Annotated in this window: 20 protein-coding genes; 13 read left to right on the forward strand and 7 right to left on the reverse strand. The window is 65.7% G+C overall.

The window, feature by feature from the left end; genetic code table 11:
- Nucleotides 1-152: 152 nt before the first annotated feature.
- On the reverse strand, nucleotides 153-497 hold the full coding sequence (locus tag BRSPCE3_RS04470; RefSeq protein ID WP_244064468.1) for a DUF1491 family protein: 345 nt from the start codon (nucleotides 495-497) through the stop codon (nucleotides 153-155).
- Nucleotides 498-723: 226 nt separating this feature from the next.
- On the opposite strand from BRSPCE3_RS04470, the gene BRSPCE3_RS04475 reads away from it, so the two are divergent.
- On the forward strand, nucleotides 724-2367 hold the full coding sequence (locus tag BRSPCE3_RS04475; protein ID WP_244064469.1) for an ankyrin repeat domain-containing protein: 1644 nt from the start codon (nucleotides 724-726) through the stop codon (nucleotides 2365-2367).
- Between the two features lie 78 nt (nucleotides 2368-2445).
- On the opposite strand, the gene BRSPCE3_RS04480 is transcribed toward BRSPCE3_RS04475, so the two are convergent.
- Together BRSPCE3_RS04480 and BRSPCE3_RS04485 are read right to left on the reverse strand one after the other, a co-directional pair.
- Nucleotides 2446-3210 (reverse strand): peptidoglycan-binding domain-containing protein, encoded by a 765-nt coding sequence (locus BRSPCE3_RS04480; RefSeq protein WP_244064470.1) that lies wholly within the window; start codon nucleotides 3208-3210, stop codon nucleotides 2446-2448.
- Nucleotides 3203-5014 carry an ATP-binding protein gene (locus BRSPCE3_RS04485; RefSeq protein WP_244064471.1) on the reverse strand — a complete coding sequence of 604 codons (1812 nt, stop codon included), beginning with the start codon at nucleotides 5012-5014 and terminating at the stop codon, nucleotides 3203-3205. Before BRSPCE3_RS04485 ends, BRSPCE3_RS04480 begins: the two co-directional genes overlap by 8 nt.
- Before the next feature lie 141 nt (nucleotides 5015-5155).
- Between BRSPCE3_RS04485 and BRSPCE3_RS04490 the strand changes: the two genes are divergently transcribed.
- From BRSPCE3_RS04490 to BRSPCE3_RS04500, 3 genes are all read left to right on the forward strand, one after another.
- A complete protein-coding gene (locus tag BRSPCE3_RS04490) occupies nucleotides 5156-5380 on the forward strand; it encodes a hypothetical protein (RefSeq protein WP_244064472.1) in 225 nt (74 codons plus the stop codon).
- 66 nt (nucleotides 5381-5446) lie between these two features.
- Nucleotides 5447-5824, forward strand: coding sequence for a DUF5330 domain-containing protein (locus tag BRSPCE3_RS04495; protein WP_244064473.1), 378 nt, complete (start codon nucleotides 5447-5449; stop codon nucleotides 5822-5824).
- Nucleotides 5825-5965: 141 nt separating this feature from the next.
- Nucleotides 5966-6397, forward strand: a complete 432-nt coding sequence (locus BRSPCE3_RS04500; protein WP_244064474.1) for a SufE family protein — start codon at nucleotides 5966-5968, stop codon at nucleotides 6395-6397.
- A 94-nt stretch (nucleotides 6398-6491) separates the two neighbouring features.
- Here the strand turns inward: BRSPCE3_RS04500 and BRSPCE3_RS04505 are convergent, their stop codons facing one another.
- Nucleotides 6492-6905, reverse strand: a complete 414-nt coding sequence (locus BRSPCE3_RS04505; protein ID WP_244064475.1) for a MucR family transcriptional regulator — start codon at nucleotides 6903-6905, stop codon at nucleotides 6492-6494.
- A 182-nt stretch (nucleotides 6906-7087) separates the two neighbouring features.
- Entirely contained in the window at nucleotides 7088-7957 is an 870-nt protein-coding gene (locus BRSPCE3_RS04510) for a DUF308 domain-containing protein (RefSeq protein WP_244064476.1), read from the reverse strand.
- A gap of 338 nt (nucleotides 7958-8295) precedes the next feature.
- Between BRSPCE3_RS04510 and BRSPCE3_RS04515 the strand changes: the two genes are divergently transcribed.
- Together BRSPCE3_RS04515 and BRSPCE3_RS04520 are read left to right on the forward strand one after the other, a co-directional pair.
- Nucleotides 8296-9945, forward strand: coding sequence for a glycosyltransferase family 39 protein (locus BRSPCE3_RS04515; RefSeq protein WP_244064478.1), 1650 nt, complete (start codon nucleotides 8296-8298; stop codon nucleotides 9943-9945).
- A 143-nt stretch (nucleotides 9946-10088) separates the two neighbouring features.
- A complete protein-coding gene (locus tag BRSPCE3_RS04520; RefSeq protein WP_244064479.1) occupies nucleotides 10089-10868 on the forward strand; it encodes a class II aldolase/adducin family protein in 780 nt (259 codons plus the stop codon).
- A 204-nt stretch (nucleotides 10869-11072) separates the two neighbouring features.
- On the opposite strand, the gene BRSPCE3_RS04525 is transcribed toward BRSPCE3_RS04520, so the two are convergent.
- On the reverse strand, nucleotides 11073-12473 hold the full coding sequence (locus BRSPCE3_RS04525) for a M20/M25/M40 family metallo-hydrolase (protein ID WP_244064480.1): 1401 nt from the start codon (nucleotides 12471-12473) through the stop codon (nucleotides 11073-11075).
- 95 nt (nucleotides 12474-12568) lie between these two features.
- Entirely contained in the window at nucleotides 12569-14191 is a 1623-nt protein-coding gene (locus BRSPCE3_RS04530; protein WP_244064482.1) for a helicase HerA-like domain-containing protein, read from the reverse strand.
- 356 nt (nucleotides 14192-14547) lie between these two features.
- On the opposite strand from BRSPCE3_RS04530, the gene BRSPCE3_RS04535 reads away from it, so the two are divergent.
- From BRSPCE3_RS04535 to BRSPCE3_RS04565, 7 genes are all read left to right on the forward strand, one after another.
- A complete protein-coding gene (locus BRSPCE3_RS04535) occupies nucleotides 14548-14913 on the forward strand; it encodes a DUF2267 domain-containing protein (RefSeq protein WP_244064483.1) in 366 nt (121 codons plus the stop codon).
- 56 nt (nucleotides 14914-14969) lie between these two features.
- Entirely contained in the window at nucleotides 14970-15377 is a 408-nt protein-coding gene (locus BRSPCE3_RS04540) for a DUF4332 domain-containing protein (protein ID WP_244064485.1), read from the forward strand.
- Between the two features lie 99 nt (nucleotides 15378-15476).
- Nucleotides 15477-16334 (forward strand): dihydropteroate synthase, encoded by an 858-nt coding sequence (gene folP, locus BRSPCE3_RS04545; RefSeq protein ID WP_375709857.1) that lies wholly within the window; start codon nucleotides 15477-15479, stop codon nucleotides 16332-16334.
- Complete coding sequence (folB, locus tag BRSPCE3_RS04550; RefSeq protein WP_244064486.1) at nucleotides 16331-16711, forward strand: dihydroneopterin aldolase; 381 nt, start codon at nucleotides 16331-16333, stop codon at nucleotides 16709-16711. Before folP ends, folB begins: the two co-directional genes overlap by 4 nt.
- A gap of 4 nt (nucleotides 16712-16715) precedes the next feature.
- A complete protein-coding gene (folK, locus tag BRSPCE3_RS04555; RefSeq protein ID WP_244064488.1) occupies nucleotides 16716-17207 on the forward strand; it encodes a 2-amino-4-hydroxy-6-hydroxymethyldihydropteridine diphosphokinase in 492 nt (163 codons plus the stop codon).
- A 106-nt stretch (nucleotides 17208-17313) separates the two neighbouring features.
- Nucleotides 17314-19188, forward strand: coding sequence for a methylmalonyl-CoA mutase family protein (locus BRSPCE3_RS04560; RefSeq protein ID WP_244064489.1), 1875 nt, complete (start codon nucleotides 17314-17316; stop codon nucleotides 19186-19188).
- The gene (locus BRSPCE3_RS04565) at nucleotides 19185-19655 is read left to right on the forward strand and encodes a GFA family protein (RefSeq protein ID WP_244064490.1); all 471 of its coding nucleotides are present in this window, start codon (nucleotides 19185-19187) and stop codon (nucleotides 19653-19655) included. Before BRSPCE3_RS04560 ends, BRSPCE3_RS04565 begins: the two co-directional genes overlap by 4 nt.
- The last annotated feature ends 8 nt before the right edge of the window (nucleotides 19656-19663 follow it).

A 19663-nucleotide genomic window follows, 5' to 3' on the forward strand; every position in this document is an offset into this window, starting at 1 on the left:
GCTTCGCCTGGCCACGCCGCGCGGTCTCGGGGATCGACGGTCGTGTCCGGACCTGGCCCAATCGCGAAGTCGTTCAATGTCGGGATTTGCGCGGCGGCTATGCAGCAAGCGGCATCAAATGCGCTTGCTTCGCAAGCAGCCGAGGTTGCGCCCTAGCTCTTCGCCAGATCGAGAAAGTGCCGCCCGGCGCGATCCTCGGTCTCGACGATCCAGGCGTCGGGATCGAAGCGGAGCTCCTTGGTCAACCGCTCATCGACCGACGGCTCGGACACCGGCTGCGGCGCGGTCGCTATGAACAGCCGCTCGGCCGGACGGCTGTCGTCATAGACGGTCTGCGGCGCAGGCGCATACAGCATCGCGTTGCCGTCCATCAGCGCCACCTTCACGAACACCGCGCCGGCCTCCTCCGCGCCCTTCTTGCGGACTGCGCCGAACACGCCTTCGGTCTGGCAGCGGCGCAGATAGGCCGCGACCCATATGCTGGTTTTCAATCGCATGCGCCGACCTATAGGCCAGCGACGCGGCCACGTCCAATTGTCACAGATGTCGACACGCAGCGGCGGGTTGACCGATCAGGCCACCGCCCATATCCTTGCATTTGCGGTGCAAGCCGCGCCCGGGTCCACGGGAAGGGTTGAACCCACTTGCACCGACAATGCGGCCAGCCAAGCCTTTGTGCAGCCGGTTTTGTGGACCATCGGCCTCTGATGCACGGAGGTTTCCATGGACCGATCGCCCGCGCGATTGAATCTCGAACATCTGAAGAAGCAGGCCAAGGAGCTGATTCGCCTTTACCGGCGACAGGCCCCGGAGGCCTACGCGCGTTTCCGGCAGGCGCTTCCGGCTGCGGCCGGGCGCAGCGACGCACAGATCGCCGCCCTTGATCTGCGGCTCCACGATGCGCAGTCCTGCATCGCGCGCGATCTCGGCTTCGCCTCGTGGCCGGAGCTGCGCCGCTATGTCGAAGCGCAACTGCCGCCAGGCAAAAGCAAGGCAGACCGCGTGCGGCGATGGCTGCAGCTGGTCTATGCCGCTGATGTCGCCGGCACCTCCGACCGCGCCCATCCGCGCGTTGCAGTGCGGATGCTCGCGGAGGATCCCGGTCTTGCGGCCGACGATCCCTATCTCGCCTGCGCCATCGGCGATGAGGAAACGATACGGCGCACCGCGGCCAGTGATGCCGCGTGGGTCAACCGTCCCGGCGGTCCGTTGGAACTGCCGCCACTCGTTGCAGTCACGCATTCCAGCCTGCTGCAGATTCCGGAATTTCAGGCGCGGCTGCATCGCTGCGCGCGCTTGCTGCTGCAGGCCGGCGCCGATCCCAACCAGCATATCGGCAACCGCTGGCCGCCCGGATCGCTCGATGCGCCTGACGACAGCAATCCGCTATCCGCGCTCTATGGCGCCGCCGGCCGCAATCACGATCTCGAGCTGACAAAACTGTTGCTCGAAGCAGGCGCCAGTCCGAACGACAATGAATCGCTGTACCACTCGCTCGAAGGTTCCGTGACGACGGGCATCTTGCTCGAACATGGGGCGCGGATGGCCGGCACCAACGCGATGTACAAGGTGCTCGACGACGAAAACGTGCCGGCGCTCGAATTGTTGCTGCGGCATGGCGGAAATCCCAATGAACCCGCCGGCAACGCACCGCTGACGGATTGCGGCTCGCCGCTGATGTGGGCGATCCGGCGGCGACGATCCGGGAAATGCATCGCGACACTGCTCGACGCCGGCGCGGACCCGCACGTCACGACATCGGATGGCCTCAGCGCCTATCGCTACGCTCTGCAATTCGGCTTGACCGATGTCGCCGAGCTGCTGCGCGAACGGACCGGCGACGAGACGCTCGCCGACGACGAGCGGTTCGTCGCGGCGTGCGCGAGCGGTGACGAGAGCGAAGCGCGGCGGATCCAGGCCGGCCGGCCCGACCTGCCGGGCACGCTTTCAGCACAGCAATTGCGGCTGCTGCCGGAGCTTGCCGCGGCCGGCGGCGACGACGCGGTGCGGCTGATGGTCAGGCTCGGCTGGCCGATCACGGTGCGCGGCGGCGACTGGGATGCGTCCGCGCTCAATCATGCGGTGTTCCGCGGCAATGCCGCGCTGACGCGCTTCCTGCTCGAGCACGGTGCCGACTGGACCGAGCAGCACGGCTTTGGCGACAACGCCTCCGGCGGCCTGTCATGGGCGTCCTGCAACGAACCGGTCGATGGCGGCGATTGGGTGGGCTGCGCGCAGGCGCTGCTCGATCACGGCATGCCGCGCGCCATTCCGGATCGTGACGATCCGGAATGGGTGCTGATTGCCGGCCGCAGGAAGCTGTTCTCCGACGAGGTCAGGGACGTGCTTCTGGGCGAGACGACCTGAACAAAGCCACAGCGAAAACGCGAATGGCCGGGACATGCCCGGCCATCACGGAGGTGGATTCAATCTCGCCGCAGAGCGCTACTCGATCGAATGACCGATCATCGTGCCGAGCTCGCGCACCAGGCGATCGGACATCTGCCCGGTCACCGGCAATTTGCGGGCACGCTCGAACTTCGCGATCGCGTGCTGGGTGTCGGCGCCGATCGTGCCGGTCGGCTTGAGCTGGCCATAGCCATATTCGGTCAGAGTGCGCTGGACCGCGGCGATGCGCTTGCCGGCCGGGCTCAGATGCTGTGTCGGGATCGGCGCCGGCGGACGCATGACGCTCGACGGCGCGGCGGCCGGGGATGGTGCCGCGGCCGGCGGCGCGGCGGTCGATTTCAGCACCAGATTGGCCATCGGATCGACCGGCTTGGCTTCAACCGGCTTCGGTTCGGGTTTGGCTTCGACGGATCTGGTCTCGGCCGGCTTGGTCTCCACCGGCTTCACGTCGACCGACCTGGTCGGCTCGATGGCGGCGGGCTCGACCGATCGGGCAGCCGCCTCGGCCGGACGCGGGCGCGGCATCGGGTTCGCGGCGGCGGCAACCGGAGCCGGCGGCGGCATCGTCACCACCGAACCGCCGAACATCGGCGACGGATGACGGCCAGCCTGCAGGAACAGCGCGTTGATCAGGATCGCAACGATGGCAGATGTCGCCAGCACGCCAGCGATCAGGTCCTTTGGACTATGCAGCAGCAGGCGCAGGACGAGGCCGCGCTCTTCCTCGGCGGCGATGGCCACCGCCTTGGCACCGCGACGACGGCGCGGCGTTTCGTCGTCATCCAAAGTCTGTCTAGGCACTCTTCTTCACCTGATGGGTTTGTTCTTGCAGACCAGATCGCAGCGCAGGCTTCAGGGTCGAAACATTGCTCGACGGCTCGGCGGCAGCCGGCGGGGTGAACGCGAACGGCAGCGCGACCGACACGATGGTGCCCTCGCCCACCTTGCTCTCCACGTTCATTTCGCCGTTGTGCAGGCCGACCAGCCCCTTGACGATGGAAAGGCCAAGGCCGGTGCCCTCGTGGCGGCGCTGATAGGTCTTGCCGGCCTGGAAGAACGGATCGCCGATCCGCTTCAGGTCGTCGGCGGCGATGCCGACACCGGTGTCCGAGACCCGCAGCAGCAGCCGCGATCCGTCGACGCCGGCCGACACGGTCACCTTGCCGCCGCGCTCGGTGAACTTGATGGCGTTGGAGACGAGATTGAGGACGATCTGCTTGAACGCGCGCGGATCGCCGTTGACGATCGGCAGGTCGTCGGGCACCCGGGTGACGAGGTCGACGCCGTTCTCGCGCGCCTTCAACGCCACCAGATTGCAGCAATTGAGCAGCGCCGGCCGGGGCGCGAACGGCTCCGGCGAAATCTCGAAATTGCCTGACTCCATCTTCGACATGTCGAGGATGCCGTTGACGACCGACAGCAGATGCTGGCCGGAGTCGTTGATGAGCTGGGCGTATTCCTTGCGGCGCGCGGCGTCGAGCCCAAGCACGTCTTCCTGCGCGATCATCTCGGAGAAGCCGATGATGGCGTTCAGCGGCGTGCGCAGCTCGTGGCTCATGGTGGCGAGGAAGCGCGTCTTCGACGCATCGGCCTGCTCGGCCGCATTGCGCGCCTGTTCGAGCGCCTGCTCCTGCACCTTGCGATCGGTCACGTCGCGGATCACGGCGACGACCTCCGCATCGGCCGAGGCCTGATCGAGCGCGCGGCAGCGCATCTCGGCCCAGATGAATTCGGCGGCAGCCTCGCCCCGCGCGCCGTCGCGGCGCACCCGGAACTCGACGCTGCGGGACTCGCCGCGCGCGGCGTCCGACAGCGCGGTGAGATAGGCCGGACGATCGGCGACATGAACGCGGTCGAACAGGCCGTGGCCCAACAGCCGCGGTGCCGGGACGCCGAGCATGATTTCGGCCGCGGGCGAAATGAAGCGCACGGCGCCGTTGCGGCTGTGCCGCGACAGCACGTCGCTCATGTTGTGGGCGAGCAGGCGGTAGCGCTCTTCCTCGACATAGAGCAGCGCCACGCTGGTCCGTGCCAGCGATTCCGCACCGAAGGCGAGTCCGGCCGCATAGAAGATCGCCGACACCACGCCGAAGCCGACCAGCGTGCTGTTCGATGCAACCGCGGGATCGACGGTCGGCAGCACATGATAATGGCCGAGCATGCTGAGCAACGCCGCGCAGATCATCGCCAGCGCGAACGCAAAGGCGACCACGCGCCGCGACGCCGACAGCGCCGCCTCGATCGGAATGACGATGAGCCAAACGGCGGCGAACGATGCGATGCCGCCGGTCGAGGCCGCGATCATCATCACGAGACCGGCGAGCGCCAGCGACGACAGCACATGGGCGCCCTCGTAGCGGCCGGTGCGCGACAGGAACCAGGACAAAAGGATCGGCGCGATCAGCCAGGCGAACGCCGCGACCTCGATCGCCGTCGGCGCGCCGCGCATCGCCAGAAAGGCCGGGAACGAAGCCAGCGCCGCCAGGCTGCCGAGCAGCCGCGGCGCCATGAAGGCACGGTGGCGCGCACGCGTCAGCGCATCATATTGCGCCGACGGATGCAGCAGCGCATCCAGGCAATCGCGGATCAGGTTAAAACTACTCACAGCACTCGCGCTTCGGCTCAATCGTCAACACAGACGCGCCGGAACGCCTCCTTCGTGATTGCAGGCCAACGTGTCAGAGCGAACTTAAGCGAACGCTAAGGCGGGGCGGCCTGCTGCCAAACACCATGCATTGACGAGGGTTTGTCGCAGCTGTTCACCACTCATTTGTCGGGGATGGTGAACGGCTGGTTTCCGGGTGCGGCGATCTATGGTTTCGAAATGGTGGACGCGCCGCGGCCGCGCGCATCCGGCGCCAGCACGGCCATCAATCGAAAATTTACGGCGAATCAATTCAGGCGGATTTTCCGCGATTTTTCGGCGGATTTACTTCAATGCAGATACTTCCGATTTATCGACCGATGCTAACCCTGAGGGCAATAGCGGCATCGACCGCGCAAGAAGCAAGACAAGATAGACGACCGGGATCGCGCCATGTTCTTCCTGCTGCGTATGGCATTCTGGCTCGGGCTGGTGCTCGTGCTGCTGCCGAGAGACAAGACACCTGAAGCGGACAAGGCGCCGCAGGTCAGCGCATCGGATGCGGTGTCGGCCGCGACCGCGACGATCAACGACATGGGCCAGTTCTGCAAGCGCCAGCCCTCCGCCTGTGAAGTCGGTGGCCAGGCCGCGACCGCGATCGGCCAGCGCGCGACCGACGGGGCTCGCAAGCTCTATAAGATCATCACCGACAAGAAGCCGCCCGACCACACCGGCTCGATCGGCACGGATAGCGATCCAGCCGACACATCCCGCGACACGCTGACCGCGGACGACCAGGCCATCGAATTCCGCCTGCCGCCGATGCCCTGAGGGGAAACCAGGGCGTTTTCGAGCGCAGTGATCCCGGTTCGCGTTGAAACGCGTCAAAACAACCGGGAACCGGTTCCATTTTCATCGCTTTCGCGGTCCGCCTTCCTATATAAGCCGTCAAGGACAGGACGCGGGCCACGAATGACGACGATCGACGAAATCCGGGACAATTTTGCGCTGCTCGACGAGTGGGACGACCGTTACCGCTACGTCATCGAGCTAGGCCGCACGCTCGAGCCGTTGTCCGAGGCGGAGCATTCGGCCGAGAACAAGGTGCAGGGCTGCGTCAGCCAGGTCTGGCTGTCGAAGCGGCTCGAGCGCGATGCCAACGGCGAACCGCGGCTGATCTATATCGGCGACAGCGACGCCCACATCGTGCGCGGCCTGGTGGCGATCGTGCTGACGCTGTTTTCCGGGCACACGCCGAAGCAGATCCTCGACACCGATGCGCTGGCGCTGTTCGATGAATTCGGCTTCCGCGACCACCTGACCCCGCAGCGCTCCAACGGGCTGCGCTCGATGGTCGATCGCATCCGCAACGATGCACGCGAGGCGCTGGCGTCCGCCGCGTAGAGCCCATTCCGATTTGATCGGAACGGGCTCTAGATTTTAGATTGACGCATTTTCTTCACGCGAACCGGTATCCACTTCGCTCGAAAATGCTCTGTCACTTCCGCTTCCGCGCCTGCTGGCCAAGTCCCATCTTCTTGGCGAGCTGCGACCGGGCCACAGCATAGTTCGGCGCCACCATCGGATAGTCGGCCGGCAAGCCCCATTTGTCGCGGTATTGCTCCGGCGTCATGTTGTACTGGGTACGCAGATGGCGCTTGAGCGACTTGAAGCGCTTGCCGTCCTCGAGACACACCAGGTATTCCGGCGTGATCGACTTCTTCATCGACACCGCAGGCTTGGCCGGCTCGCTCGGCGTATCATTGCGCCCGCTCGACACCCGCAGCAGGGCCGCATGAACCTGGCTGATCAAATTCGGAATGTCCGAAGCCGGCGTCGGATTGTTGCTGAGATAGGCCGAAACGATGTTGGCGGTCAGTTCGACCGGCGTTTTGCCTGACGTATCGGACATGAAATCTTCCCCGTGCTCTCGACCGCCCGGCGCCCACCAGGCAGTATCCACGTGCAGCAATACATAAATGGAATCGCGTACTACTTCGCGAATATGAGCGGATTGCAGCAAACCTGACAAGAACGGCTATGTTTCCGGGCTCGAGCCCGCCGCTCGCAAGTATTTGCGCGGAGCCGCGGATCCTAAGGCCGCTGCTCCAGATGCGAGCGGAGCTCGTCGATCGAGGCAAACCGCATCATGCCTTCGGGCATCTGCGCCTCGATCGATCCATCCGAATAGAGCGAATAGGCCATGCCGTCCACGACGCCAGATTTGAGCACGGTCACCGGGGGCTGCTCCTGGGGTGACGGCGGATGGCCTGATGACGGCGACCCAGCCGACGGCTGGGTCTCGCCGAAGGTGGATGGCCGGGGCGTGCGCCGCGGCGCGACGTCGACCGACCGCGGCCGGTCGGCCTTCGGCCAGGCATCGTCGAATGTTGCGGGCCCCGCTTCGTCCGCCGGCTTCGGACGCAGTTCCGGCGACAACAGGTCCGGCGTCAGCGGCTCGGTGGTCTGCGTCCGCTCGCGCTCCTTCCGCGAGGAGGAGAACAACAGGTTGCGGCGCTTCGGCGGCGCCGCACCGTCCGCGGGCGCCGCGCCGGGCACGGGCGGCGGCACCTCGCCTGGCGTGCTCCGCGCGGCGATTTCGTCGTGCCAGGGCGGCGCCGCCGCGGGGGCCGATGGCGGCACCGGCGGGGGCGCGGCGACCTTGGGCTCGCGCGGCGGCGGGAAAACCGGATCGTCGGGGCCATTGCGCGGGAAAGTTGCAGGCAGTGGCGGGAGTTCCGACCGCCCCCCCGCGGCAGCGGGTTCAAGCCGCGCGGCGATGACCTGCAGTTCCCGCAGCACGGCAGCGAGCGCCAGCACGATCGCACCCGTGCACACACCGGTCACGCCAGTCGAGATCAACGTGCTGCCGACGCTGAATTCCTTGTAGGGGATTCCCAGGACGACCGCCGCCAGGCCGATCACAACCAGGCCCGCGCCGACGACCAACAGACCAACCTTCATCGAACTAACCCCCGGGAGACCCAACCGAAAACCGGCGCAGGCCACCAACGCCACGATACCGTCATATTGCCCACACCGCCAACCGCCAATTGTAGGCAGAGTTCCCTAAAATCCCGCTTAACCGGCGCGGCCCGCTCCAGACTGCGATCCCAACGGCCGCGTCGCGGCACCGCTCCCGTAGATTTACTGACGACGAATTGCTGCCAATTTATTGCAACGCATCTGGGAAATTACGCCACAATTACCAATTACTCGGAAACGGAACTGCGCTATGGATGCCGGGGAATGAGGCCCTAAAGCGCCAATCTGGGCCCAAAGGCACGCCGGTATCACTAGCTATGTCATCGATTACGACGTCTGCCCTCGAGGCGCCTGCGCGGCGCTCGGTGGAGAAGACCTGCGACGATCTCGCTTTCCTCGTCCTCGGCGTGGTCGCCGTGGTCGCCGGCCTCACGTTCCGCGATTACGGTCTCGGCTGGGACGATTACACCCACGCTGAATACGCCGACCTGCTGCTGCGCATGTACGAGTCCGGGTTCAAGGACACCGGCGCGCTGTCATTCGCCAACCTCTATATGTACGGCGGCGGCTTCGATATGGCCGCGGCGTTGCTGCACAAGGTCATTCCGCTCGAATTGTTCGAGACGCGCCGCCTGCTCGGCGCGATCGTCGGCGTGATCGGCCTTGCCGTGACGTGGCGCCTGGCGCGCCGCGTCGGCGGTCCGTTGGCGGGGCTGGCGGCGCTGCTGCTGCTGGCGCTCTGCCCGACCTTCTACGGCCACATGTTCATGAATCCGAAGGATGCGCCGTTCGCCGTGGCGATGGTGGTGCTGATCCTCGGCCTCGTCCGCCTGATCGAGGAATATCCGGCACCCTCGCCGCGCACGATCCTGATCGTGGGCCTCGGGGCCGGCCTGTCGATCGGCTGCCGGGTGCTCGGCGGGCTCGCTCTAATCTACGCAGTGATCGGCTTTCTCCCGCTCTTCATCGACGAATTCCGCATGCAGGGCCCGCGCGAGGCGACCCACCGCTTTGCCCATGTCGTCTATGTGCTGCTGCCCGGGCTTGTGCTCGGCTATCTCGTGATGGGCCTGATCTGGCCGTGGTCGATCATGGAGCCCGGCCATCCGCTGGAAGCGGTGACCTATTTCTCGCACTTCTTCGAGAAACCGTGGAAGGAGATGTTCGACGGCGCGCTGGTGTCGGTGCCGGACATGCCGTGGTCCTATCTGCCGACCCTGTTCGCGTTGCAGCTTCCCGAAGTGTTGCTGGTGCTGCTGACCGCGGCCGTCATCGCCACTCTCACGTCGCTGTCGCGCAACGATGTGCCCGCGAAGCGCAAGTCGATCATGCTGATGCTGACGCTGGCGGCGACGCTGCCGCTGGTGATCGCAATGGTGAAGCGGCCGGCGCTCTACAACGGCATCCGCCACTTCATCTTCGTGATCCCGCCGATGGCGGTGCTGGCCGGCGTCGCGTTCGCCCGCTTCATGGACTGGCTCGGCGAGAACCGCCGTGCCTGGCAGCCCGCGGCGCTCGCCGTGTTCGCATTCGGCCTGCTGCTGCCGCTCAGCGAAATGATCCGCCTGCATCCGTATCAATATACGCACTTCAACCACATCGCCGGCACGGTGCGGACGGCCGACAACTTCTTCATGCTGGACTATTGGGGCCTGGCGCTGAAGCAGGCCTCCGACGGGCTGCGCGAGCAGCTGGCGGAGCGGCAGGAAGTGCCGCCGCAGCACCGCAAGTGGAAGGTCGCGGTGTGCGGACCGCAGCGCCCCGCGCAGGTCGCGCTCGGGCCCGACTTCACGATCGGCTGGGACAGCAATGCTGCCGATTTCGCGATGACGCTCGGCGAGTTCTACTGCAAGGGCCTGGCCGCGCCCGTGATGGTCGAGATCAAGCGCGACGACGTCGTGTTCGCCCGCGTCTACGACATCCGCGGCCGCAGCATCTCGAGCCTGCTGGCGATCCCGGCGCCGTAGCGCATCGCGCGGCTGCCCACCGAGAACCGCGGTTCGGATCGTGGGCCGCATGCCGACATGACTGACACGCCGTTACTGCCTTGCTGCGCTCGGGCGGCGGCGCTACGCTTGGATCAAGCAACAACATCAATGGAGCATCGGCCATGTCGCCAGCGGAAGCGCGCCTGAAGGAAGTGCCGTCGGATATGAGCGCGGCGGAATGGGAGCAGCGGATCAATCTCGCCGCCTGCTACCGGCTGGTCGCGCTCTATGGCTGGGACGACCTGGTGGATACCCACATCTCCGCCCGCGTGCCGGGCCCGGAGCATCACTTCCTGATCAACCCCTACGGGCTGATGTTCGACGAGATCACCGCGTCGAGCCTGGTCAAGGTCGACCTCGACGGCAACCAGCTCTCGAAGAGCGACTACAGCATCAACCCGGCCGGCTTCACCATCCACTCGGCGATCCACGAGGTGCGCGAGGACGCCGGCTGCGTGCTCCATCTGCATACGGTCGACGGCACCGCGGTGTCGAGCGGCCCCGACGGGCTGCTGCCGCTGAACCAGACCGCGCAGCTCGTCACCCACGACCTCGCCTATCACGACTATGAGGGCATCGCGCTCGATCACGACGAGCGTCCGCGCCTGCAGCGCGATCTCGGCAGCAAGAACCACATGCTGCTGCGCAATCACGGCACGCTGACGGTCGGCCGCTCGGTCGCCTCCGCCTTCGAGCGGATGTACCATCTGGAGCGCGCCTGCTCGATGCAGGTGGCGACCCGCGCGCTCGGACCGATCGCCTATCCGGTCGACCAGCTCGCGATCGACAAGAACACCGAGCTGCTCTCCAACCCCGATCGCGCCGAACTGCGCTCGACCCAGCTGGTCTGGCCGCCGCTGCTGCGCAAGCTCGACCGGGTCAATCCCGGCTACCGCGATTGAAATTTCACAATCTTCGGGTAAGCTAGTCGCCAACACCCTCTGCACGACCTGAATCAAAACGCCGCCCAATTACGGGCGGCGTTTTCACGTTCGACATCCTCTTCCGTAGCCCGGATGGAGCGCAGCGCAATCCGGGGCAGTGCATCCGCGGACCAACTATCCCGGATTTCGCTTCGCTGCATCCGGGCTACATGGACTTGCGGCCTACTTGGCTTCGGCAAATGCCGCCAAAATCCGGGCCCAGGAGCGGATGCCCTTGTGGTAGCTCTTGAGATCGTACTTCTCGTTCGGCGAATGGATGTTGTCGTCGTCGAGCCCGAAGCCGACCAGCACTGAATCGAGGCCGAGCGTGTTCTTGAAGTCGGCGACGATCGGGATCGAGGCGCCGGAGCCGATCAACAGCGCCTCCTTGCCCCATTCGTCGGTCAGCGCGCGGCGGGCGGCCGCGAGCGGCTTCATGTTCCAGTCGAGCGCGATCGCCGGCGCAGAGGAATGATCGGTGAATTCGGCCTTGCAGTCCGCCGGCAGGCGCGCCTTGACGTAATCGCGGAACGCCTGGCGGATCTTCTCAGGATCCTGTCCCTCGACCAGACGGAACGAGACCTTCGCCGACGCCTCGGCCGCGATCACCGTCTTGGAGCCCTCGCCGGTGTAACCGCCGACGATGCCGTTGATGTCGCAGGTGGGCCGCGAGGAGATCTGCTCGATCAGGAGCCGATCCTTCTCGCCGGCGGGGACCGAGAGGCCGATCGGCTTGAGGAAGCTGTCCGGCGTCAGATTGAGCTGCTTCCACTGCGCCAGGATGTCCGGCGGCAGATCCTTCACGCCGTCATAGAAGCCGGGGATGGTGATATGGCCGTTCTCGTCATGCAGGCCGCCGAGGATCCGCGTCAGCACGCGGATCGGGTTCTGCGCGCCGCCGCCGAACACGCCGGAATGCAGGTCGCGATTGGCGGCCTTGATCTTGACCTCGTCGTAGACCAGGCCGCGCAGCGAGGTGGTGATCGCCGGCGTGTTGGGGTCCCACATGCCGGTATCGCAGACCAATGCGAAGTCGGCCTTGAGCTCGGCCTTGTTGGCCTCAAGGAACGGCACGAAATTCTTCGAGCCGATCTCCTCCTCGCCTTCGATGACGATGGTGATGTCGACCGGCAGTGATCCCGTCACATTCTTCCAGGCGCGGCACGCCTCGACGAAGGTCATCAACTGCCCCTTGTCGTCCTCGGCGCCGCGCGCGACGATGATCTTGCGCCCGTCGGCATGGTCGGTCACCACAGGCTCGAACGGCGGACGGTGCCAGAGATTCAGGGGATCGACCGGCTGCACATCGTAGTGGCCATAGAACAGCACATGCGGGCGCCCGTCGGTCGAGCCGTTCAGCTTGCCGACCACGGCCGGATGTCCGGCGGTCGGCCGCACCTCGGTCTTGAAGCCGAGGGTTGCGATATCCTTGGCGAGATGATCGGCAGCCGCCTTGCAGTCATCGGCAAAGGCCGGATCGGCCGAGATCGACTTGATCCGCAGCAGCGTGAACAGCCGCTCGAGGCTGTTGTCGAAATCGGCATCGATGCGGTCGAGGACGGGCTGCAGCTTGGCGTTGGACATCGCTCATATCCTTTTGTTTGGACATTGCCGACGTTGTAGCGCGCCGGCCGCCTGAGGCAAAGCCGGTCGCCCATTCCGAAGAGACCGTCGCGATGCTACCTGCGCAGAATTCCGCCGAGCGCGCCGCGCACCAGCGCGCGGCCGATCGAGCCGCCCATCGAACCAGCGACCGACTTGCCGAGATCCGCGGCCACGCCGCCGATCACCTTGTCGGTCACCGAGCGCGTGACGTTGCGCGCGATCACCTGCCCGGTCGACAGCCGGCCGCGCTTGACGTTGGTGCCGAAGATCGTGGCGGCAATGGCGCCGATGTGGCCGAGGATGCCGCCGCCTTCGCCGCCGCCCGCACCGTCCGCCGGAGCCGCCGCCCCTGACAGGCGCTTCTGGATGATCTCGTAGGCGGATTCCGCATCGATCGCGGTGTCGTATTTGCCCTTCACCGGGCTCGCATCCATGATCGCCTTGCGCTCCTCCGGCGTGATCGGCCCGATCCGCGCCGACGGCGGCCGCACCATGATACGCTCGACCATCGACGGCGTGCCGGCGCCTTCGAGGAACGACACCAGCGCCTCGCCCTTGCCGAGCTCCATGATCACCCGCGCGGTATCGAGCTTCGGGTTGGGCCGGAAGGTCTGCGCGGCGGCGGCGACCGCCTTCTGGTCGCGCGGCGTGAAGGCGCGCAGCGCGTGCTGCACGCGGTTGCCGAGCTGCGCCAGCACCTTGTCCGGCACGTCGATCGGATTCTGGGTGACGAAATAGACGCCGACGCCCTTGGAGCGGATCAGCCGCACCACCTGCTCGATCTTGTCCATCAGCGCCTTCGGCGCATCGGTGAACAACAGATGCGCCTCGTCGAAGAAGAACACCAGCTTCGGCTTCGGCAGGTCGCCGGCCTCCGGCAGCTCCTCGAATAATTCCGAGAGCATCCAGAGCAGGAACGTGGCGTAAAGCCGCGGGCTCTGCATCAGCTTGTCGGCGACCAGGATATTAACCATGCCGCGGCCGTCGCGGTCGGTCCGCATGAAATCCTTCAGCGTCAGCGCCGGCTCGCCGAAGAACTTCGCACCGCCCTGGTTCTCGAGCACAAGGAGCTGGCGCTGGATCGTTCCGACGGTCGCCTTGGACACGTTGCCATAGCTCTGCGCGGCCTTGCGGATCGGCGCCAGCGGATCCTCACCGTCGTCGGCGCCCTTCTTGCTGCCGTCGGGCGCGATCGCATCCAGCAAAGCGCGCAGATCCTTCATGTCGATCAGCGTGAGGCCGTTCTCGTCGGCGACGCGGAAGGCGACGTTGAGCACGCCCTCCTGCACGTCGTTCAGATCGAGCATCCGCGACAGCAGCAGCGGTCCCATTTCGGTGACGGTGGCACGCACCGGATGGCCCTGCTCGCCGAACACATCCCAGAACACGGTCGAGAACTGGTCGGGCTGGAAGGTCAAGCCCATTTCCTGGGCGCGCTTCAGGATAAAATCCTTGGCCTCGCCGACTTCGGAGATACCGGAGAGATCGCCCTTGATGTCTGCTGCGAAGACCGGAACGCCGGCGCGGGCAAATCCTTCCGCCATCACTTGCAGCGTGACGGTCTTGCCGGTCCCGGTCGCGCCGGTGACAAGGCCGTGCCGGTTGGCCAGCGCCAGCGTCAGCCAGGCTGTCTCCTCGCCCTTGCCGATAAAGATCTTCTCGTCGGTATCGGCCAACTTGTTGTCGGAGGTCGCCATCGCTTCGCCTCTATCGCGCAGATTTGGATCGTTTCGATCATCGCACCCGGTTCGAACATCGAACCGATGCCATCATATTGCATCTTGCGGGCCGATTGAAACCGTCAGCGGATGCCGACGTATATTGTCGCGCCGACAGTTCCTCGAATTTTATTCCCGGCAAAGTGACGAAAGGCATTGCGCATTGCGACAAGATGGTGTGAATCCGCCGCTCACTCTTGCAGCGAGGCCACAGTCACGTCGCGATCGAAAAAGAATACGAACTGAAATGCGCGGATCGCTTGAATTTCGTGGCACAGGCGCTCAAGATAAATCCTCAAGGAAGATCCGGCAAAGTCCGGTTGAGGCGGGGCAAGATGGACGAATTGGTTGGACAGCTGGCCGCGAAGGCCGGCATCGATAGCGCTGTCGCTGAAAAAACCATCGGCATCGTTCTGGGTTTCCTCCGTAACGAGGGACCTTCCGACAAGGTCCAGGCTCTGATCGACCAAATCCCCGGCGCCGAAGCGGCAATCGCTTCCTCCAACAACAGCGGTGGCCTATCGCGGTTGATGGGCGGCGGGCTGATGGCTGTCGGCACCCGGCTGATGGCACTCGGACTGAGCATGAGTGAGATTCAGAACGTTGCGCGTGAACTTTTCAGGTTCGGTCGCGACAAAATCGGAGCGGATCAAATGGGCGAGATCATCTCGGGGACACCGGGCCTCAGCCAGTTTGCCTGAAGCACTCCTCGCAACGCCCTTGCACGTGCGCTCCCTTCTACCTGCATACGAGTATCATGACATACCCCCTCTCCGAGATCGAAGGCCTGTCCGCCTATTGCGCCAACAAACTGAAATCGCAGGGTATCCGCACGACCGACGCGCTGCTTGAAGCCGCCCGCACCGTCAAGGGACGCAAGGCGCTCGCCGCCAAGACCGGGATCAGCGAACAACAACTGCTCGAATGGGCCAACATCTCCGACTACATGCGGATTCCCGGGATGGGCAAGGCCAAGGTCGGCCTGGTCCGCGCCGCCGGCGTCACCACCGTGCGTGAGCTCGCGCACCGCAACCCGTCGCGGCTGGCGCAGAGCATGAAGGACGCCAATGTGCGGCGTAAGCTCGTCCGGGTGATGCCCTCGGAGAAGTCGGTCGAGCTGTTGATCGAAGAGGCACGCAAGCTGCCTCCCAAGATCACCTACTGAGATCACCTATTAGCCTGCCTTAACCGCACCTGCGGCCGCCGGCGGTACGCATCGCTGCGACATCTTGACTTGCCGCGGCGGTCAGCGCAAAGCCACCGCATGATGGCAACCAGGCCCATAGCATCGGCGGCGACCGGCCCGGCCGGATCAGCGGCGCTGCCGGCACTGCTGTCGCGGCCTTGTCCGGCGGTGATGGGCATCCTGAACGTGACGCCGGACTCGTTCTCCGACGGCGGCCAGTTCATCACGCCCGAACAGGCGCTGGCGCAGGCGCGCAGGCTGGTCACCGAGGGCGCCGACATCATCGATATCGGTGCGGAATCCACCCGCCCCTATGGCTCGCAGCCGGTCTCCGCCGAGGCCGAAATTGCGCGGCTCAAGCCGGTGCTGGCCGAGGTCGTCGCGCTCGGCGTGCCGGTCTCGATCGACAGCATGAAATCCGAGGTCGTGGCCTGGGCGCTCGACCAGGGCACTGCCATCGCCAACGACGTCTGGGGCCTGCAGCGCGATGCCGGGATGGCGCCGCTGATTGCGGCGCGCGGCGTGCCCGTGATCATCATGCACAACCGCGAGCATGCCGATCCGGCGATCGACATCATGCAGGACATCGCCGCCTTCTTCACCCGCTCGCTCGCAATCGCGGCCGGCGCCGGAATTTCACCCGACCGGATCGTGCTCGATCCCGGCATCGGCTTCGGCAAGACGCCGGAGCAGAGCATGATCGCGCTGGCGCGGCTCGCCGAGCTCAATGCGTTCCGTCTGCCGGTGCTGGTCGGCGCCTCGCGCAAGCGCTTCATCAGCACGGTCGTGGCTTCGGAGCCGCAACAGCGGATCGGCGGCTCGCTCGCCGCGCATCTGATCGCCGCACAGAATGGCGCCCGCATCATCCGCGCGCATGACGTCGCCGAAACCGTTCAGGCGCTGCTTGTGGCCGCGGCAATCGAGGGACAGCAATGACCGACACGATCTTCATCACCGGGATCGTCATCCATGCCCGCCATGGCGTGATGGAACATGAGACCGAAGTCGGGCAGCGCTTCGTCATCGACCTCGAGCTTTATACCGACCTCTCGGAATCCTCGCGCACGGATCGCCTCTCCGACACGGTGTCCTATTCCAACGTGGTGGCGACCGCGACATCGGCGTTCAAGAACACCAATTACAAGCTATTGGAGCGCGCCGCCGGCGCGGTGGCCGAGGACATCCTCACGAGCTTCCCGCGCGTCCGGGCGGTCAAGGTCACCGTGCACAAGCCGCACGCGCCGATCGCAGCGATCTTCGAGGATGTCGGCGTGGTGCTGACCCGCTCGCGGCATCCGCCGCCGCACGGTTAAGCCGATGGCTGACGTCCTGATCGCACTTGGCGGCAATGTCGGCGACGTCCGCACCACGTTTCGCAAGGCGATCGCCAATATCTGCGGCATGACGCAGGCCGCGCTGCTGGCGCGCTCGTCGGACTATTCGACGCCGCCCTGGGGCGAGGCGCAGCAGGACAGCTTCGTCAATGCCTGCATCGAGATCGACACCAGCCTCGATCCGCACGCGCTGCTGTTCACGCTGCACAAGATCGAAGCCAAGTTCGGCCGCGACCGCAAGAACGAGCAACGCTGGGGTCCGCGCACCCTCGACCTCGACCTGATCGCCTATGACGACGTCACACTCAACAAGCCGGAACTGACGCTGCCGCACCCGCGTTGGTTCGAGCGCGCCTTCGTGCTGGTGCCGCTGGCCGAGATCGTTCCCGACCGCGTCATCGCCGGCCGGCGCGTCGCCGACGCGCTGGCAGGGGTCTCGACCGACGGTATTTTCCGTCTTGCGGACCTCGATTAAAGCCGGAACGACCGCAAACAAAAGTTTGGCTTGGCCGCCCGCCCGTGGCAATTTCCGGCCAAATCAAGCGGCTCGTCGCGAGCCCGATGAAGGACGATTTGGGCGGATGACGACCTCGACTGACGATTTGGCTCTGGCTTCGGATTTCGCACCGGCGACCTATGACGACTGGCGCAAGCTGGTCGACGGCGTGCTGAGGGGCGCCCCGTTCGAGAAGCTGGTCGGCAAGACCTATGACGGCCTACGGATCGATCCGATCTACCGCCGCGCCACCAATTCAGGCCCGCTTGCCGGCCGCGCCGCCGCCACTCCCTGGCAGATCCTGCAGCGGGTCGACCATCCGGATGCCGCAGCGGCCAATGCGCAGGCCTTGCAGGATCTCGAGAACGGTGCGACCGGCCTCGAATTCGAGTTCGCCGGCGGTCCCGGCGCGCGCGGCTTCGGTCTTTCCGATGCCAGCAAGAAGACGCTGGCGCGGGCCTGCGGCGGCGTCCATCTCGACGCCGGCATCATGATCGCGCTCAACCCGGTGATCGGACGCGAGAACGCCGGCGAGACGTTTGCCGACATGGTCGAGGCGCGCAAGCTCGACCCGGCCAAGCTCGACCTGCATTTCAACTACCAGGCGCTCAGCACCATGGCCGTGCGCGGCGCCGCGGCGATCGCCTGGCCCAATTACGAGAAGTCGTTCGGCCAGGTCGTCAACGGCCTGATCAAGCGCGGCTTCAAGGGACCGTTCGTGCTGGCCGATGGCCGGCCGGTGCATGATGCCGGCGGGTCCGAGGTGCAGGAACTCGCCTTCACGCTCGCGACCGCGCTCGCCTATCTGCGCATGCTGGAAGCCTCGGGGCTCGATCTCGACGCGGCGCGCGCAGCCGTGTCGTTCCGGCTCAGCGCCGATGCCGACCAGTTCCTGACCATGGCGAAATTCCGCGCGCTCCGGCTGCTGTGGGCGCGGGTCGAGCAGGCCTGCGGCCTCACGCCGAAGCCGATCTTCGTCAATGCGCAGACCGCCTGGCGGATGCTGACCCAGCGCGATCCCAACGTGAACATGCTGCGCGCGACGATCGCGACCTTTGCCGCCGGGCTCGGCGGCGCCAATGCGATCACCGTGCTGCCGCACACGCTGGCGCTCGGCCTGCCGGACGATTTCGCCCGCCGCGTGGCGCGCAACACGCAGCTCGTGCTGCTCGATGAATCCAATCTTGCCAAGGTCTCCGATCCCGCGGCCGGCGCCGGCGGCATCGAGACTTTGACCTCACAGCTCTGCGACGCGGCGTGGACGCTGTTCCAGGAGATCGAGAAGGCCGGCGGCGTCTTCGCCGCGCTCGAACAGGGCCTGCTGCAAAACAAGGTCGCCACGACGCGGGCGCAGCGCGAAGCCAATGTCGCGAAGCGCCGCGATGTGCTGACCGGCGCCAGCGAATTCCCGAACCTGCATGAGGCTGACCTCGCGGTCCTGGATGTGAAACCATCCGCGCCGACCTCCAACGCCAATGCCAAGGTCAGGTTCGATCCCCTTGCGCCGATGCGGCTGGCCGAACCGTTCGAGGCGCTGCGCGACAAGTCGGATGCCGCACTGAACGCGCGCGGCGCGCGACCAAAGATCTTCCTCGCCAATCTCGGCACGCCGGCGGATTTCACCGCCCGCGCCACCTTCGCAAAAAGCTTCTTCGAGACCGGCGGCATCGAGGCCATCGACAGCGAGGGCTTTGCCGACGTGGCGGCGCTGGCTGCGGCATTCAGGGCCTCCGGTGCCGCGCTGGCCTGCATCTGTTCCTCGGACAAGGTCTATGCCGCCAGCGCCGCCGAGGCCGCCAAGGCCCTTCACGGCGCCGGAGCAAGGCATATCTATCTGGCAGGGCGGCCCGGCGACCAGGAAGCGGCGCTGCGGGCGGCCGGCATCGGTGAGTTCGTCTTCGCCGGCGGTGACGGGCTGGCGACATTGCGCGACGCCTATCGGCGGATGGAGCAGGCATGACGGCAGAGGCACCAGCGAAACCCGTTCTGACCGGCGGCTGCCAATGCGGCGCCGTACGCTTTGCAGTGTCGGCGGCGCCGAACCGCGTCAGCATCTGTCACTGCCGGATGTGCCAAAAGGCCTCCGGGGCGCCGTTCGCCTCTTTCGCCGACATCAACAAAGAGGATTTCGCCTGGACCCGGGGCAAGCCGGCGGCGTTCAAATCCTCCTCGATCGCCGAGCGCGACTTCTGCGCCGCCTGCGGCACGCCGCTCAGCTTCCGGCGGATCGACGGCCCCCGTATCGAGATCATGACCGGCGCCTTCGACCGGCCCGACCGGGTGATCCCGACGCAGCAATTCGGAACCGAGTCGCGCCATGGCTGGGTGGTCGGCATCGCCAATTTGCCGAGCCAGACCACGATGCAGAATTACGGACCGGACAAGATGGCGGCCATCGTCAGCCATCAGCATCCGGACCATGACTAAGGAAGCCA

The organism is Bradyrhizobium sp. Ce-3, from assembly GCF_022835695.1.
GTDB lineage: Bacteria > Pseudomonadota > Alphaproteobacteria > Rhizobiales > Xanthobacteraceae > Bradyrhizobium.

Bases quoted from the DNA above. Each gene is read 5' to 3' on its own strand.
- BRSPCE3_RS04530 (WP_244064482.1), bottom strand. From the start codon at position 14,191: ATGGCGACCTCCGACAACAAGTTGGCCGATACCGACGAGAAGATCTTT.
- folP (WP_375709857.1), top strand. From the start codon at position 15,477: ATGATGGCAACCAGGCCCATAGCATCGGCGGCGACCGGCCCGGCCGGA.
- BRSPCE3_RS04520 (WP_244064479.1), top strand. From the start codon at position 10,089: ATGTCGCCAGCGGAAGCGCGCCTGAAGGAAGTGCCGTCGGATATGAGC.
- BRSPCE3_RS04470 (WP_244064468.1), bottom strand. From the start codon at position 497: ATGCGATTGAAAACCAGCATATGGGTCGCGGCCTATCTGCGCCGCTGC.
- BRSPCE3_RS04510 (WP_244064476.1), bottom strand. From the start codon at position 7,957: ATGAAGGTTGGTCTGTTGGTCGTCGGCGCGGGCCTGGTTGTGATCGGC.
- folK (WP_244064488.1), top strand. From the start codon at position 16,716: ATGGCTGACGTCCTGATCGCACTTGGCGGCAATGTCGGCGACGTCCGC.
- BRSPCE3_RS04495 (WP_244064473.1), top strand. From the start codon at position 5,447: ATGTTCTTCCTGCTGCGTATGGCATTCTGGCTCGGGCTGGTGCTCGTG.
- BRSPCE3_RS04475 (WP_244064469.1), top strand. From the start codon at position 724: ATGGACCGATCGCCCGCGCGATTGAATCTCGAACATCTGAAGAAGCAG.
- BRSPCE3_RS04565 (WP_244064490.1), top strand. From the start codon at position 19,185: ATGACGGCAGAGGCACCAGCGAAACCCGTTCTGACCGGCGGCTGCCAA.
- BRSPCE3_RS04515 (WP_244064478.1), top strand. From the start codon at position 8,296: ATGTCATCGATTACGACGTCTGCCCTCGAGGCGCCTGCGCGGCGCTCG.
- BRSPCE3_RS04540 (WP_244064485.1), top strand. From the start codon at position 14,970: ATGACATACCCCCTCTCCGAGATCGAAGGCCTGTCCGCCTATTGCGCC.
- BRSPCE3_RS04500 (WP_244064474.1), top strand. From the start codon at position 5,966: ATGACGACGATCGACGAAATCCGGGACAATTTTGCGCTGCTCGACGAG.
- folB (WP_244064486.1), top strand. From the start codon at position 16,331: ATGACCGACACGATCTTCATCACCGGGATCGTCATCCATGCCCGCCAT.
- BRSPCE3_RS04535 (WP_244064483.1), top strand. From the start codon at position 14,548: ATGGACGAATTGGTTGGACAGCTGGCCGCGAAGGCCGGCATCGATAGC.
- BRSPCE3_RS04505 (WP_244064475.1), bottom strand. From the start codon at position 6,905: ATGTCCGATACGTCAGGCAAAACGCCGGTCGAACTGACCGCCAACATC.
- BRSPCE3_RS04525 (WP_244064480.1), bottom strand. From the start codon at position 12,473: ATGTCCAACGCCAAGCTGCAGCCCGTCCTCGACCGCATCGATGCCGAT.
- BRSPCE3_RS04560 (WP_244064489.1), top strand. From the start codon at position 17,314: ATGACGACCTCGACTGACGATTTGGCTCTGGCTTCGGATTTCGCACCG.